The following is a 15,308-nucleotide window of genomic DNA, read 5'->3' as shown; positions in this document are numbered from 1 at the left end:
GCGAGCGTGGCAATGACGGTGAGCGCCCAGAAGAGCGCAACGAAACCCGCTCAAGCTAAGCCCGCGAAGACAACCCCGCCAGCAGCCGACCTCGAGTACGAGCAGCAGCTCTTCGCCTCCGGTGCCCGCACGGTCGCCGGAATCGACGAGGTAGGCCGCGGCTCCATGGCGGGCCCGGTCACCGTGGGCGTCGCAATCCTCACCCCGGACGCCACCCTCGAGGTGGGTGGGCTGATCGATTCCAAGGCGCTCTCACCGGCACGCCGCGAATCCATGGTTCCCGAAATCCGCCAGTGGTGCGCCGTGGCGGTCGGGCACGTGGAACCGGCAGATATTGACCGGCTCGGTATGACCCTCTCGCTGAGGCTTGCCGCCCAGCGTGCGCTCGCCGAGCTGGCGCGCAGCGGATACCGTGCCGACGCCGCTCTGCTGGACGGCAAGCACGACTGGTTCACCCCTCCGCAGGAGGACCTGTTCAGTGCGCTGGCACCGGACCCAGCGCAGGCACACTACAACGAACTGCTCGCCCAGGCGTGGGAAGGCGCAGGTGAGCCCGCGCAGATGCCGGTGACCATGGTCATTAAGGGCGACTACAAGTGCGCCTCCATCGCCGCAGCATCGGTGGTCGCAAAGGTGGAACGTGACGAGCTGATGGTTCAGCTGGATACCCGCTACCCGGGGTACGGCTGGGCAAAGAACAAGGGCTACGGATCTGCCGCTCACCGCGAGGCGATTAGCGTGCAGGGCCCCAGCCCGCAGCATCGACTCTCATGGTCGCTTCCGGCGACCGCCGAGCAGATTGAGGCGGCTGCGGCACAGCGCGGCTAGAGTGCGTGGTGTTCCTGAAAACCGCGCCTTGGAAGCCTGCGAAAGCCTAACGTGCCACCGCTGAATTAGTACTACAAAAGCCCAGGAAAGGAAGAGTAGTGAGTGCAGAAGACCTCGAAAACTACGAGACCGACGCCCAAATGGCGCTCTACCGCGAATACAAAGACGTCATGTCGCTCTTTAGCTACGCGGTAGAAACCGACCGACGCTTCTACCTGGCAAACCAGGTGGACGTCACCCCGCACGTGCAGGACGGCACCCTCTACTTTGAGGTGAGCATGAGCGACGTGTGGGTGTGGGATGTATTCCGCTCCAACCGCTTTGTGAAGAAGGTGCACGCTTATTCGGTGCGTGACGTGAACGTGGAGGAGCGCCTGCCCAACCAGGAGTTCACCGTGCCGGAAATGCCGGACTTTAACGCCTAGCTCAAGCCCGATTCAACGCCTTGCCGGAGGTAAGCGCGGGTAGGCGCGCCGGTGCCGGGTGTCTGGAATGCGGCGGGACTGAGTGATGAAAGTGCGCGCAGAACCAGGCGGCGAACCTGCGTAAATATGACGCGTCGAATCGGCACCCGAGCGGCGTTTTTGAAAAATATGCCCCAAAATTTCAAATAACCGACTGTGGATAACCTCTAATTCCTTCTGGAAGCTGAGGTTATCCACAGTTTTTCGTTAACCGCCTTCGGGCACGCGCGCGGCGGGCACAGTAGAAGCATTACCGCTATCTACCGGGGGAGAGACCCATGACAACAGCCCGAATAACAGCCCGCGCCGCAACCCGAGGCACACCCAACAGACCCCTGACTCCGCGAACCCAGCTCCAGCGAACCCAGCCCCGCGCCCACAGCGTCGGCAGGTGGGGCGAGGAGCTGACCGCCCGCATCCTGGAGACGAACGGCTACCGGATTCTGGAGAGGAATTGGCGGCCGCCCGCCGGACTGGAACACGAACAGATCCGCGGCGAGCTCGACCTGATCGCCATTGACCCCGAGGACGAACTGGTTTTCGTTGAGGTCAAGACCCGCAGCAGCGAAGACTTCGGGCACCCGTTCGCGTCCATTGACCGCGATAAGGCGCGCCGCACGCGCTCGCTGGCGATTCTCTGGTGCAGGCTGCGCGAGAACCTGGATTTTCCGCGCTTTCGCATTGACGCAATTGCGGTGACCGGAACCTGCGAAACCTTCACCTTCGAGCATCTGAAGGCGGTGGCGTAATGGGATTCGCACGCACCTATTCCGTGGCGCTGGTTGGCTTGCGCGGGCACATTGTTGACGTCGAGGCTGATATTTCACAGGGCCTGCCCGGCTTCGTGCTACTGGGCCTGCCCGATACCGCCCTTAACGAGTCGAAAGAGCGTGTACGCTCCGCCGCGAAGAATACCGGCATCACCCTCACTCAGCACCGACTCACCGTGAACCTGACCCCGGCGACCCTACCCAAGCGCGGCTCTGCGTTTGATCTAGCCATTGTGGTTGCGGCGCTACAGGCGGAGAAGAAACTGCACCCCAGCGGCGATAGCGTTTTTTTGGGTGAGCTGGGACTGGACGGAACGCTACGCCCCGTGCCGGGCATCCTGCCGGCAGTCAAAGCTGCCGTGGATGCCGGACACCACCGCGTGATTGTGCCCGCCGAAAATGCTGAGGAGGCGGCGCTCATCCCCGGCGCGCAGGTGAGCGGTTTCCGCTGCTTGGCAGAGGTTTTTGCCGCTCTCGGCGCGGAGAGTCAGAAGCTGACCTACCCGCCCGCCCCGCAGACTGAGGCGAGCGTACCGGTAGTGAAACCGGCTGAAATTCCCTCGGATATGAGCGATGTCGCCGGTCAGTCACAGGGCCGTTTCGCCCTGGAAATTGCCGCTGCGGGTGGTCACCATATGCTGCTGACCGGACCGCCTGGTTCGGGTAAAACCATGCTGGCGGAGCGCCTGCCGAGCATCCTGCCGACCCTCGACAACGATGCCGCGATGGAGGTGACCGCGATTCGTTCCCTCTGCTCGGCGGGGGAGCACCTGAGCGAGCTGGTGCGTCAGCCGCCGTTTGAGGCGCCGCATCATAGCGCCTCCGCGCCAGCGATTTTGGGTGGCGGCAGCGGCATTCCCCGCCCAGGCTGCGTGTCTAAAGCGCACCGCGGCGTGCTCTTTCTCGATGAGGCGCCGGAGTTTAAACGCACGGTGCTCGATTCGCTCCGTCAACCCCTGGAGTCGGGGACCGTGACTCTGGACCGTTCGAGTGCATCGGCGACGTATCCGGCGCGTTTTCAGCTGATTCTGGCGGCGAACCCGTGCCCCTGTGGCATGAACGTGGGTACCGGTACGGAGTGCACGTGTGCTCCGCGTGAGCGTCGCGCCTATTTTGGGCGGCTGTCCGGCCCGCTGGTGGACCGTATTGACGTGAATGTGACGGTTCCGAAGGTGTCGTCCACGGAGCTTGCGGGCGGTCAGGTGAATGAGAGCTCGGCGCAGATTCGCGAGCGCGTTATGGCGGCGAGGCAGGCTCAGCGGGAGCGCCTGGAACCGTACGGGTTGAAAACGAATGCGGAGATGAACGGCAAAATTTTGCGAGGTCCGCTGCGTCTGGATGCGAAGCTCACCGGCGAGCTGAACGCCGCCGTGGATCGAGGAACGCTGACGGCTCGCGGCTATGACCGGGTGTTGCGTATCGCCTGGACCCTCGCTGATTTGGAAGGTGCCGCCTACCCGAGCCGGGAGCATCTGGATGTGGCGCTTTTCCTGCGGCAGCAGGGGCAGCTGAAATAGAGACAGTTGACATAGCGTGCTGGTTTATAGAAGGAATCACCCACGAGAGGAGAAGAACGTCATGAGTGAGAAGAAACTGAGAAAACGAGTTGAAGATACCGAATTGAAAGATTATGGGCTGAGAGAAACAGCACTGGAAGAGCAAGCGCCAGAAGAGAGCGCGGCTGAGGATTTTGTACAGGAGGTACTGCAAATCCGCCTGCCCGGTCGCACTCTGGATGTGCACGCCCTGGTGCGTGAGAGGGCGGCTCATATCCTGTCGCTGGGGCAGGAGCCTTCGCCGAGCCCATACAACGGGGCGCGGTTGCCGGGATTCCTCGCCTCCTGCCTGAACCCGGTGTATCTGGAAGAGATGAATCAGCAGAAACTGAGCCGGGAGGAACAGCCGGGAGAGGAGCTACAGGGTGAGGGGCTACAGAGCGAGCGCCCCGAACCGGCGGTGGGCACAGCCTCCAGCGGCTCTGATCCTGTACATCTGTTCACTCCTGAGCCCCTGTTCAATCCCGCCCTCAGCGCGCCGGAGCTTGAGGCGGCGTGTCGTGAGTACATCCGCTGCTGCACCGCTCAACTGATGCGCTACGCGGAGCCCGCCGATGAGCTCGTAGTCGAATCCCTCGCCAGCCTGGGTGCGCCGCTGACCCTGCACTACCTGTTGACCGGGCATATCCCGGATGAGTACACCTGGGAGAACGGCGAACCGGACGAACAGCTCAGCGAATTTCTGCACTCGGTGGGTGCGCCTGCGGCAGGAGAGTCCGCCCTGTTCTCCAGCGCGAATGGCTACTACACGCCGGGTGAGCATCAGATGAGCCGCGATAAGTTCGGCAAGTTGCTCGCGACCCGCCGCCTGCGCTGGAACCGCCGCATGGAACGCACCCTGAACGCGGAGGCGCATATGGCGGCAACCTGCGGGGCGTGGCTGGTCACTCCTGCTGATCCGCTGTGGCCGCCGCAGCTGAACGATTTGGGGGCTGCTCGACCATACGGGCTGTGGTGCCGAGGCGATTCGCGGCACCTGCTGGATTTGGCCTCTACCCCGAGCGTGGCGCTGGTCGGTTCGCGTGACCCGAGCATCTACGGTACGGAGGCGACGACCCACCTCGCCGCTGAGCTGGCGCGCCACGGGTACACGGTGATTTCTGGCGGTGCGATGGGCATTGATATTGCGGCGCATCGGGCGGCGCTGACCCAGCAGGGTAGCGACCTGCCGACCATCGCTTTCATGGCGGGTGGGTTGGACCGGCTGTACCCGGCGCAGAACTCGGATGCGCTGAACATGATTATTGACCGAGGGCTCATCATGAGCGAGGTGAGCGTGGGTAATACCCCCACGCGGTGGCGTTTTCTGGAGCGTAACCGGCTGATTGCGGCGTTAGCGCGGCATACCATTGTGGTGGAGGCACGTTGGCGTTCCGGTGCGCTGAATACGGCTCGTCACGCAATGGAGATTGGGCGTACTCTCTGGGCGGTTCCGGGCCAGATTAACTCGCCGAATTCGGTGGGCACGAACCGTCTGCTACGTGATGGACTAGCGCAAACACTTACCGAGGCCGCCGACATTCTCGAATACGATGCCGCCGCGGGTTTCGAGCTGGGCACCGAGCACGAGAGCGAGTGGGATCAGGCTGCCTCCTCTAGCACGCTGGATGAGCTGACCGAACGGCAGGGCAGGGTCTGGGATGACTTGAGCCCGCGCTCCTACCGTGGCGTGGACGAGATTGCCGCAGCCCTTGGGTTGAGTGCTCGCGACGTGATGGCTGATCTGTTCCACCTGGAGCGCTGCGGCCTAGCGGAGAGTAGCGGAACAAGCTGGAGAAAGGTCCGCCCGGCTGTTGCAGCGTAGAAGAGCCCCCTGAACACCCCTACTGAACACCTGAGGCAGTAGCGGGTTGTGAGAGCCGGTCATGACAGGGCGGCATGTAGAGGAGACTGGACCTCTCTACAATTGGGGTAGGCCTGCGCGTACTGGTGCGGAGCCTACCCCGCCGCCCTATCGACAGATGCGTGGGGAATAGAAATACAACGTCGAGAAACATCAATGCCGCTAGACCCAGGAGCCGGAACCACGAAAGGAGGGACGCATGACTCCCGCCCGCCAGCACGAAAACTGGGCTGAAAACCGGAACGAGAACCCGGAAGAATACCGGGATGAGAACCGGGATGATGCTCCCTCTGCGACCCTGCCGGTGACCTATACCCGCAGCCTCGCCGCAGATAACCCACAGAGGCACGGCGAACGCCTGGATTCAGCCCTGCCTGGCTCCGCCTTACCTGAATCAGCGCTGGGCGTTTCTGGCGAAGTATTCCGCCCCGTCCTGGACCGTTTTGAGCGTTTTCTGCGTTATGAGAAGCACCGTTCTGAAGAGACGATTCGTTCCTATATTTCGGATTTGGAGGGCTTTTTCGGATATATGGCGCGCCGCGGTGTGCGGCATCTGGAGAGTATTGATGCGTCCCTGATTCGTGAGTGGTTGGGTTCGCTACATCTGCGGCAGGCGGCTCGTTCTACGGTGGCTCGCCGCGGCTCGACCCTGCGTACGTTCTTCACCTGGGCTCAGGATGAGGAACTGGTGCACGCCAATCCCACGCGCGGTATGCGCACCCCCAAGCGGGAGAATCACCTGCCGCCGGTGCTCAGCCGTGAGCAGATGAACCAGCTGCTGACTACCCTGCAGGAGCGTCGGGCGCAGGATCCTCGGGATGCGCGCCTGCTGCGCCTCGAAGCTGTGGTTGAGGTGCTGTACGCCTCGGGCATGCGTATTTCTGAGCTGACCGGCCTGGATTTGCAGAGCGTGGACCGGGCGAATAAGACGGTGCGCGTGCTGGGTAAGGGCAATAAGGAACGCGTGGTGCCGCTGGGTACCCCGGCGCTTAAGGCGTTGAATCGTTGGGTGTCCTATGGTCGTCCGCAGTGGATTCCGGAAGGGTCCCAGGGCGTGACTGCGCTGTTTATTGGCCCTCGGGGCGGGCGTGCGAATGCCCGTCAGATTCGTGAGGACCTGACCCGCCTGCTGCGCACGGTGGAGAATACTCAGGCGTCGGGTGCGCACGTTTTGCGTCATTCGGCGGCGACTCACCTGGTGGATGGTGGCGCCGATATTCGTTCGGTGCAGGAGCTTTTGGGGCATTCGTCGTTGGCGACCACGCAGATTTACACGCACGTGTCGATGAAGCGTCTGGCGGAGACGTACGCGCGGGCGCATCCGCGAGCATAGGGTGGCAACCCGAAAGTTAGCTGTCTCTCTATTTGAACCTTGCCCGTTCGGGTTGTACGAATAGGCAAGTTCAATCTAAGCTATACACTGTTCAATGTCTGCCTAAATATCCCGCGCAGCCCAAAGTTTCTGCACAGTGATGTTTATACAGGGCGGCTGAACAAGGTAGCATAGGTAACAGACTAACCGTGGTCTCCGTCTCTATAATGGCACCGCGTACGAGTACTAAAAACCAGAAAGGTCGCACCGCATGCGCGCACTCGTTTGCCCCGGACAGGGCTCCCAGAAGAAGGGCTTCCTGAGCCCCTGGCTCGAGATTGAAGGTGTGCGTGAGCACCTGGAACGACTCTCCGAAGCGGCAGGCATCGACCTGATTCACTACGGCACCGAAGCCGAAGAAGAAACCATCAAGGACACTGCAATCGCCCAGCCACTCATCGTGGCTGCAGGCATCGTCACCGGCCGCCTCGCCCTGCGCGAACTCGACGGTGAAGAACTCATCTTCGCGGGTCACTCCGTCGGTGAAATCACCGCAGCAGCCCTCGCCGGTGTGCTCAGCGACAAAGACGCAATGCGTTTCGTGCGCGTGCGCGCCAACGGCATGGCGGAGGCGGCAGCTGCCTCCCCGACCGGCATGGCTGCAGTAATCGGCGGCGTTGAAGAAAACGTCCGCGAAGCCATCGACGCAGCAGGCCTCGTCGCAGCAAACTCCAACGGCGGCGGCCAGATCGTAGCCGCAGGCCCCATCCCCGCCATCGAAGCATTCGCCGCGAACCCGCCCGCACGCGCTCGCGTTATCCCCCTGAAGGTCGCTGGCGCATTCCACACCGAGGCAATGGCACCCGCCGTGCCCGCACTGGAGGAGTTCGCCGCATCCCTGCAGGTCTCCGACCCGACCTCCGCACTGCTGACCAACCGCGACGGTTCCGCTGTGGCATCCGGTGAAGAGTTCGTCAAGACCCTCGTCTCCCAGGTCACCAGCCCCGTCCGCTGGGACCTGTGCATGGCAACCCTGCTTGAGCGTGAGGTCGCCGGCATTATCGAGGTCGCCCCCGCAGGCACCCTGGTCGGCCTGGCAAAGCGCGCGATGCGCGGCGTGCCCGGCACCTCCATCAACACTCCCGAGGACCTCGCCTCGCTGAAGGGCTAAATGCCGGGGGAGAGCACCCCCGCCCACCCCGCACTGGGAACCCTTCACACTAGACATGCACTTTAGACCTGCGAGGCACACAGTGCCTTGCGAGCATCAGCACTAAGGATTGAATACGTGACTACCCTCAAGCAGTACGAAATCAACCGCTACTCCCGCATCCTCGGTTATGGCGCAGCCCGCGGCGAGGTCATCGTCCCCAACGACGACATCGTTGAGGCAATCGACTCCTCCGACGAGTGGATCAAGCAGCGCACCGGCATCGCAACCCGCCACCGCGCCAGCGAAAACCAGTCGGTAGCAGACCTTGCCATCGGTGCCGCCAAGGATGCTCTCGAAGCATCCGGCGTAACCGGTGAGGACATTGAGGCGGTCATCATCTCGACCATCTCGCACCCCTATGCAACCCCCTCCCTGGCAACCCTGGTCGCCGACGCAATCGGCTCCAAGTGCCCCGCATACGACATCTCCGCAGCGTGCGCAGGTTTCTGCTACGGCATCGCCCAGGCAGATGCCCTCGTCCGCGCGGGTACCGCAAAGCACGTGCTGGTCATCGGCGTTGAGAAGCTCTCCGACTTCATCGACAACACCGAACGCACCATCTCCTTCCTGCTCGGCGACGGCGCAGGCGCAGCAGTCGTAGGCGTCTCCGACGAACCTGGCATCGCCCCGACCGTATGGGGTTCGGACGGCTCCCGCTGGGGCACCGTCGGCATGACCCACTCCCTGCTGGACATCCGCAACCGCGACTTCGTCGCAAACCCCGTCGAAGAAAGCGAAAAGATCTGGCCCACCCTGCGTCAGGACGGCCCCTCCGTCTTCCGCTGGGCAGTATGGGAAATGGCGAAGGTCGCCAAGCAGGCACTCGAAACCGCCGGTATCACCCCCGACGAGCTCGGCGCGCTCATCCCGCACCAGGCAAACGCCCGCATCATTGACCAGATGGTCAAGACCCTCAAACTTCCCGACACGGTGGCAGTGGCACGCGACATCGTCGATGCCGGTAACACCTCCGCCGCATCGGTCCCCCTCGCCGCGCACCGCCTGCTCAAGGAGAACCCGGAACTCTCCGGCAAGTTCGCCCTGCAGATTGGTTTCGGTGCCGGCCTGGCATTCGCAGCTCAGGTAGTCGTCCTTCCCTAAGGAAAACCACTCTCTAAGGAAAACCACCAGAGCCCGATGCTCGCCCGCCCCTCACGACCGGCACAGCGCCGGTGCGCGAGAAAGAAAATAAAGCGGGAAAGCATCTCTACAAACTCCGAGTTGACGCATGCGTACACCACGCAGACACGATAAACTCGGTAATGCACGCGTACCCCCACCCGGCGGGTGCGATGACCATCGAAAAAACAAAGGAGCCCCTGAATGGCTAACAAGGAAGAGATCCTCGCAGGTCTGGCAGAGATCGTTAACGAAGAGACCGGCGTTGAGGTTGAGGACGTTCAGCTGGACAAGTCCTTCACCGAGGACCTGGACATCGACTCCATCTCGATGATGACCATCGTCGTGAACGCTGAGGAGAAGTTCGAGGTGACCATCCCGGACGAAGAGGTCAAGAACCTCAAGACCGTTGGCGACGCAGTCGAGTTCATCGCGAACGCTGCCTAAGCTATAACCAATAACGAGACGGCGCGGGCTCTCACCGGCCCGCGCCGCATCGCTATTCACTCAGCTTTCAATCCAACACACCCCGGGAACACACAGTGGAATCCACAGTGCGGACCCCGCACGGAACACGCAGTGCGGAATACGCAGCGCGCAACGACAGCGCCTCTACCGCCTGAAAACGTGCACCGCTTACCCCCGGGCCCTACAGGTTTTTATCCACACACCACCGGATAAACCACCAAATCGACCACCGAAGAGAAAGTGCCACAATGTCTCGAAAAGTGCTGGTGACCGGCCTCGGCGCGACCACCCCCATTGGCGGCGACGTCCCCACCACCTGGGAAAACGCAACCAAGGGCGTATCTGGTGTATCCACCCTCGACTACCCCTGGGTCAAGGAATACGACCTGCCCGTATACATTGCAGGCCAGCTCGCCGTGCCTGCCCTCGAATCCGGCCGCCTCACCAAGGTAGAAGCAAAGCGCCTGGATCCCTCGGGCCAGCTCGCCCTCATCGCCGCACGCGAAGCATGGGAAGACGCAGGATTCTCCGGCCCCGACGCCGAATCCGCAGAAGAAGTCGACCCCGAACGCACCGGCGTAGCCTTCGGCACCGGTATCGGCGGCGTGTGGACCCTTCTCGACGCATGGGACACCCTCCGCGAAAAGGGCCCCCGCCGCGTCCTCCCTATGACCGTTCCCATGCTCATGCCCAACGGCAACGCAGCAGCCGTCTCCATGAACCTCAAGGCACGCGCCGCAGCACAGACCGTCGTCTCCGCATGCGCATCCTCCACCGAAGCCATGCAGCTCGGTGCTGAAATGATCCGCAGCGGCAAGGCAGACGTCGTCATCGTCGGCGGCGCCGAAGCAGCAATCCACCCGCTTCCCATGGCAGCATTCGCCAAGATGCAGGCACTCTCCTCCCGCAACGACGATCCCGAAAAGGCATCCCGCCCCTACGACGTCGACCGCGACGGCTTCGTCATGGGTGAAGGCGCAGCAGCGCTCATCCTCGAATCCGAAGAGCACGCCAAGGCACGCGGCGCCCGCGTCTACGCGGAACTGGCAGGCACCGGCGTATCTGCCGACTCCTACCACATCACCGCACCCGACCCCGCAGCACTCGGCGCAACCCGCGCACTGCGCGAAGCCCTCGAAGACGGCAACATCAACCCGAAGACCGTCGTGCACATCAACGCGCACGCCACCAGCACCCCCGCCGGTGACCTGCCCGAAGCAACCGCAATGCACGAAACCTTCGGCGAACACACCAAGAACATTGCCGTCTCCGCAACCAAGTCCATGACCGGCCACCTGCTCGGCGGCGCGGGCGCACTCGAAGCCGTACTCACCGTACTGGCACTGCACCACCGCACCGCACCCTGCACCATCAACCTGGACAACAAGGACCCCCAGATTGACCTGGATGTGGTGACCGAGGCACGCGAGCTGCCCGCCGGTGAGATTGTGGCACTGTCGAACTCCTTCGGTTTCGGTGGTCACAACGCGGTTGTAGCATTCCGCTCAGTAGAGGACTAAAACTCTTCGACAGCCTTATAGGTAAGGGTACGTCGGACAATGCTAGCGGGGGAGTGCCTCCTCTTCAGCGCCTCTAATCCTCAAATAGCCCAGCCGCCTTGAGGAGGGAGCCCCGTCGCATTCCCGACCGCGCCCTCTGTAGGTTAGAAATAAACAGGGTCGCCTGCGATAGACATCTATCGTAGGCGACCCTGTTTGCGTATGAAGTTTTACCCGTGGGTTAGTTGTTTGGAGAGGTTGTATCGGTTCACGCTTGCGGGGGGAGTGAGGCTTCCGTGGGTTAGTTGTTTGGAGAGGTTGTACCGGACGCTGCTCGCGGGGGAGTGCCCCCTCTTCAGCGCCTGGGGGGCGCTTCGAGGACGGAGCCCCTGCTTCGCGTGTCCGGTACGCCCTCGAGGTCGCCTACCCCTCGGATTGGTGATAGAAGGGGCTGGTAGGTGGTTAGCTTCTCGGGCTAGCTCGCCTCAGTCTGGGGTATATGAGGATGGTCTGGGGCTGAGTTTCGTGCGCAGCTTGCCCGAGTTTGGGGTGGGCAAGGTTTTACAGGTTAAAAACGGGTGGCGTATCCGCTCCGGCACTGCGAATACGCCACCCAAACACACCACACTCCACAAGACAATGCAGAGCGCGCGGAATCAACCATCCCGCAAGGTTCCCGTAACCTCCATCGCGCACCACGGTAGGCGACGACAGAAGAACGGGAGCTTATGACCGTTTGACACGCACAACGCCCCCTCGTACAGGCATACAAAGGCGCACGCCATGCGATCTTCCGGAAGTTTATTCGGAAGAGCTCCCACGCCGGTTCCGTTGAGAAAACAATTCGGTGTGGTTGCCTCCCGATGGTGAAGCACATCAACATCGTGTGCCGCAATACTGCGCAATCCAGTACGCGCAGATGTTGCATGAAAACTATCCAAAGAATGCAGTCCACGGGCCAGTTTTCCAGCTTCAAATGGCAGAAGCTTAAGGGTTTGATGTGAGTGCTCGGATGGTTCGAATCATGTCGCTCTCAACGAACCGGTTTATCGGTGATGGGAGCTCCTGTAGATAAGAATAACCTTAAATAACCCCTGGAGTAAACCTTAAACCAATAATTTAACCTTATTGTTATAATTCCTTGTCATAAAGGTATTGACGGGTGTTCAATGTGCTCTGAGTAGCCCCCTGGAGGCCCTCATAACTCTTTGGTCTGTTTGGCACTCTCCACCGTTATGAAACCGTGATAAATCATTCCCGAAAGTTGAGGAATCGGGTTTCAAAACGGTTCCGCGAGTGGCTGCCGCAAGGGCTTGTTGAGAGGGGCTTGAAAACGCACTGAGAGTACAGTCATAAAACGTCATCTTGTCACGGAAGTTATCCCAGAGAAAACAAATTAAACCCCCGGCGTGCGCTGTGGCATAATCAGTATCAACATCGTGCTCCGGGGTCGGTGAAATTCCGAACCGGCGGTCACAGCCCGCGAACCGCTCTCGCAGGCAGGCAAAAATCGTACGAATCTTCGCATCCGCACAGGATGCAAGACTCCGCTAGAGAAGCCCGTCCGCAAGAGAGGCCGAACCGGTGAAAATCCGGTGCCGACAGTACAGTCTGGATGGAAGGTAGCACGAGCAGAAAAAGGCAGGAGCGCACTCCGCCGCACCTCCCGAAAACCGGGATAGTGTGCTGGGTGCACCGACGCGGTTGCTTGAGAAAACTGTTGCTAGAAAAACTGTTACTTGAGAGCACGGCGGTTTTCTGCAAGACGGCTTTTTGCGAGACAGGGGAAATGCACCTTTCGTAGGTGCCGGTACGTTATTCCCCTCGACCGCAGCCGCTGGTTTCAGCTACGATTGGCTGATTCGCTGCTCCCGCCTCACCACGGATACCGGGCACTCCATAAGATGCCCGCGTAGCCGCCCTTTTCTGTTCCTCTCCCCGGAGCCGCCGCAGATGCGCACCCAGCGCATCCGACACACGGTCCAACTCAGAGAGGAAAGAAACAATGGACATCTTGCGGTGGCTCTTCGACGCACAAATTCACGTGGGGAATCAGTCCCTCCTCGTGCGCGAAGTTCTCGGAAACGCATTCGGCCTGGCATCGGCGCTCGGCGGCATGCGACGCAAAGTATGGGCGTGGCCCGTCGGCATTCTCGGCAACCTGCTGCTCCTCACCGTCTTCCTGGGCGCCCTCGTCGGCAGCCCGCACCCCGTCACCATGCTCGGCCAGGCAGGCCGCCAAATCATGTTTATTGCCGTGTCCATCTGGGGCTGGCATCGTTGGCACGCCACCCGCGCCGCCGGTGGTGACGCCTCCGAAGGTGCCGCAGTGATCCCCAAGTGGGCTACCAACACCGAACGCGCAGGCCTGGTTGTCGCCATGGTTGCAGGCACACTGCTGCTCACCCCCATCTTCCGTGCCCTCGGCTCCTACGAACCCGTCTGGTCCGACACCTGGATCTTCACCGGCTCGCTGCTCGCCACCTACGGCATGGCGCGCGGCTGGGTTGAATTCTGGCTCATCTGGGTTGCCGTCGACCTGGTCGGCGTGCCGCTGCTGTGGAGCGCAGGCTACTACGCAACCTCCTTCATGTACGTGTTCTACGGATGCTTCACCCTGGTCGGATTCTTCGTCTGGTGGCGCACCCGCAACCTGGAGGCGCAGAAGACCCAGGTACAGACCCAGTTCCCCGACGTGACCGTTGAGGTAACCGACGTGCAGAAGGGCCGTGCATAAATGCCGCAGAACCCCTCGTTGAAGGTGCTGGCGAGCGCGCACCTGCCCGTAACCGTCACCCCGAGCGTATCTTCGCCGCGCAACGATGCGGACTACTCAGCCGCAGAGTACGGTCACCTCGCCGGGCTGCCCGCCGCACGCACCCTCCAGCTGCCCGACCCCGAGCAGACGCTCAGCCACGCAGAGGCCATGACCCTGGCACTGCAGGCGGCACGCCAGGGTATCCGTGGCGCGAACCCCCTCGTCGGCGCCGTCATCACTGACGCGCACGGGCACCTGCTGCACGTGGGCTACCACCGAGGCGCAGGCACCCCGCACGCCGAAGCCGACGCACTCGCCGCCGCCCGCGCCGCTGGAACCGACCTCACCGACGCCCGCATGTACGTGAGCCTCGAGCCCTGCAACCATACCGGACGCACCGGCCCCTGCTCCCACGCCGTCGCCGAGGCGGGCATCAGCGAACTCTACTACGCCTACAGCGACGACACCGAAAACGCCGCCGGAGGCGCCGCCTACCTGCGCTCGCAGGGCGTCACCGTGCACGCCATGGAGGAGTTCGCGAACGCCTCCTACCTGCTGAACGAGCGCTGGTTCATTGCCGCCGCCGAACGCCGACCCTTCATTACCGCAAAGAGCGCCTCCACCCTGGACGGGTTCATTGCGGCAGGTGACAGCACGAGCAAGTGGATTACCGGTCCCGCCGCGCGCATTGACGGGCACCTGATTCGTCACCGCGCCGACGCCGTCATGATTGGCACCCGCACCACCCTCATGGACGACCCGACCCTGGACGCGCGCGACGCCAACGGGGAACGCTTCGAGAATCAGCCGCTGCGCGTGGTCATGGGCAAAACCGAGATTACCGAGAACTACCGCGTGCGCGGCCTCAACCCGCCCGAAGGCGTGGAGGCGGATCCGCAGAATTTCCTGCAGGTCTTCACCCACGACCCGCGTGAATTGCTCGACGAGCTGTACGCTCGCGGGGTGCGGCACCTCATGATTGAGGGCGGCCCCGGCATGGTCGGCCTCTTCGCCGGTGAAGACCTCATCGACGAGATGGTCTGGTACCGCGCCCCGATGATCATGGGGCAGGGTAAGAGCGCCGTGTACGGTCTGCTCGTGGACACCCTCGCGCAGGCGCCGCGCCTGCAATTGGACGACCTGGGTATGTTCCCGGCGGTGCGCGTGCTGGGCAATGACACCGCAACGCACCTGGTGCCGGCACCTCGCGGAACGGCGCAGGCCCCCGGGCAGCGGCGTACCCTGCCGAAGCTGGATGCCTGCCACGCGCCCGAACCGAGGCTGGACTAGTCGCGGCTGGACTAGCCTCCGCTTGGGCTAGTCTCCCTTGGGTTGAGCGCGGGCGGGGGAGTAGCACCTCAAGGAACCCCCGCCTGTCTGCGCCCGGCTAATTCATGCCGGCTGGTTCGCATGCTGGCACAAAAGCTCCCCGTCACGGGGAATATTCGAAAAATACGTATAGTTATACCGACGAACAA

General features: G+C 62.1%; 12 protein-coding genes and 1 riboswitch. All 12 genes read left to right on the top strand.

Annotated elements, in window-relative coordinates:
• Positions 1–6: 6 nt before the first annotated feature.
• The 12 genes from HMPREF2927_RS07850 (at position 7) to ribD (ending at position 15,120) form a co-directional block, all read left to right on the top strand.
• The gene (locus tag HMPREF2927_RS07850) at positions 7–828 is read left to right on the top strand and encodes a ribonuclease HII (protein ID WP_070686966.1); all 822 of its coding nucleotides are present in this window, start codon (positions 7–9) and stop codon (positions 826–828) included.
• A gap of 98 nt (positions 829–926) precedes the next feature.
• On the top strand, positions 927–1,253 hold the full coding sequence (locus tag HMPREF2927_RS07845) for a DUF2469 domain-containing protein (protein WP_005506259.1): 327 nt from the start codon (positions 927–929) through the stop codon (positions 1,251–1,253).
• 317 nt (positions 1,254–1,570) lie between these two features.
• A complete protein-coding gene (locus tag HMPREF2927_RS07840; RefSeq protein ID WP_083311235.1) occupies positions 1,571–2,041 on the top strand; it encodes a YraN family protein in 471 nt (156 codons plus the stop codon).
• Positions 2,041–3,579 (top strand): YifB family Mg chelatase-like AAA ATPase, encoded by a 1,539-nt coding sequence (locus HMPREF2927_RS07835; protein ID WP_070686964.1) that lies wholly within the window; start codon positions 2,041–2,043, stop codon positions 3,577–3,579. Before HMPREF2927_RS07840 ends, HMPREF2927_RS07835 begins: the two co-directional genes overlap by 1 nt.
• A 61-nt stretch (positions 3,580–3,640) precedes the next feature.
• Positions 3,641–5,422 carry a DNA-processing protein DprA gene (dprA, locus tag HMPREF2927_RS07830; protein ID WP_070686962.1) on the top strand — a complete coding sequence of 594 codons (1,782 nt, stop codon included), beginning with the start codon at positions 3,641–3,643 and terminating at the stop codon, positions 5,420–5,422.
• Between the two features lie 238 nt (positions 5,423–5,660).
• On the top strand, positions 5,661–6,794 hold the full coding sequence (locus tag HMPREF2927_RS07825; RefSeq protein ID WP_070686960.1) for a tyrosine recombinase XerC: 1,134 nt from the start codon (positions 5,661–5,663) through the stop codon (positions 6,792–6,794).
• A gap of 250 nt (positions 6,795–7,044) precedes the next feature.
• Entirely contained in the window at positions 7,045–7,944 is a 900-nt protein-coding gene (locus tag HMPREF2927_RS07820; RefSeq protein ID WP_070686958.1) for an ACP S-malonyltransferase, read from the top strand.
• Positions 7,945–8,061: 117 nt separating this feature from the next.
• Positions 8,062–9,087 carry a beta-ketoacyl-ACP synthase III gene (locus HMPREF2927_RS07815; protein ID WP_070686957.1) on the top strand — a complete coding sequence of 342 codons (1,026 nt, stop codon included), beginning with the start codon at positions 8,062–8,064 and terminating at the stop codon, positions 9,085–9,087.
• A gap of 222 nt (positions 9,088–9,309) precedes the next feature.
• On the top strand, positions 9,310–9,552 hold the full coding sequence (locus HMPREF2927_RS07810) for an acyl carrier protein (protein WP_005507475.1): 243 nt from the start codon (positions 9,310–9,312) through the stop codon (positions 9,550–9,552).
• A 269-nt stretch (positions 9,553–9,821) separates the two neighbouring features.
• Positions 9,822–11,093 (top strand): beta-ketoacyl-ACP synthase II, encoded by a 1,272-nt coding sequence (gene fabF, locus HMPREF2927_RS07805; RefSeq protein ID WP_070686955.1) that lies wholly within the window; start codon positions 9,822–9,824, stop codon positions 11,091–11,093.
• A 1,414-nt stretch (positions 11,094–12,507) separates the two neighbouring features.
• A riboswitch (FMN riboswitch) is annotated at positions 12,508–12,705 on the top strand.
• 372 nt (positions 12,706–13,077) lie between these two features.
• Entirely contained in the window at positions 13,078–13,809 is a 732-nt protein-coding gene (pnuC, locus tag HMPREF2927_RS07800; RefSeq protein ID WP_070686954.1) for a nicotinamide riboside transporter PnuC, read from the top strand.
• On the top strand, positions 13,810–15,120 hold the full coding sequence (ribD, locus tag HMPREF2927_RS07795) for a bifunctional diaminohydroxyphosphoribosylaminopyrimidine deaminase/5-amino-6-(5-phosphoribosylamino)uracil reductase RibD (protein ID WP_070686953.1): 1,311 nt from the start codon (positions 13,810–13,812) through the stop codon (positions 15,118–15,120).
• Positions 15,121–15,308: the final 188 nt, after the last annotated feature.

Origin of the sequence: Rothia sp. HMSC061E04 (genome assembly GCF_001813685.1) — a bacterium.
Lineage (GTDB): Bacteria > Actinomycetota > Actinomycetes > Actinomycetales > Micrococcaceae > Rothia > Rothia mucilaginosa.
The sequence above is the reverse complement of the archived record's forward strand: the minus strand, read 5'-3'. Positions and strand labels throughout refer to the sequence as shown.

Excerpts from the sequence above, each read along its gene's own strand:
- HMPREF2927_RS07825 (WP_070686960.1), top strand. The coding sequence starts at position 5,661 with ATGACTCCCGCCCGCCAGCACGAAAACTGGGCTGAAAACCGGAACGAG.
- ribD (WP_070686953.1), top strand. The coding sequence starts at position 13,810 with ATGCCGCAGAACCCCTCGTTGAAGGTGCTGGCGAGCGCGCACCTGCCC.
- HMPREF2927_RS07810 (WP_005507475.1), top strand. The coding sequence starts at position 9,310 with ATGGCTAACAAGGAAGAGATCCTCGCAGGTCTGGCAGAGATCGTTAAC.
- HMPREF2927_RS07820 (WP_070686958.1), top strand. The coding sequence starts at position 7,045 with ATGCGCGCACTCGTTTGCCCCGGACAGGGCTCCCAGAAGAAGGGCTTC.
- dprA (WP_070686962.1), top strand. The coding sequence starts at position 3,641 with ATGAGTGAGAAGAAACTGAGAAAACGAGTTGAAGATACCGAATTGAAA.
- fabF (WP_070686955.1), top strand. The coding sequence starts at position 9,822 with ATGTCTCGAAAAGTGCTGGTGACCGGCCTCGGCGCGACCACCCCCATT.
- HMPREF2927_RS07835 (WP_070686964.1), top strand. The coding sequence starts at position 2,041 with ATGGGATTCGCACGCACCTATTCCGTGGCGCTGGTTGGCTTGCGCGGG.
- pnuC (WP_070686954.1), top strand. The coding sequence starts at position 13,078 with ATGGACATCTTGCGGTGGCTCTTCGACGCACAAATTCACGTGGGGAAT.
- HMPREF2927_RS07840 (WP_083311235.1), top strand. The coding sequence starts at position 1,571 with ATGACAACAGCCCGAATAACAGCCCGCGCCGCAACCCGAGGCACACCC.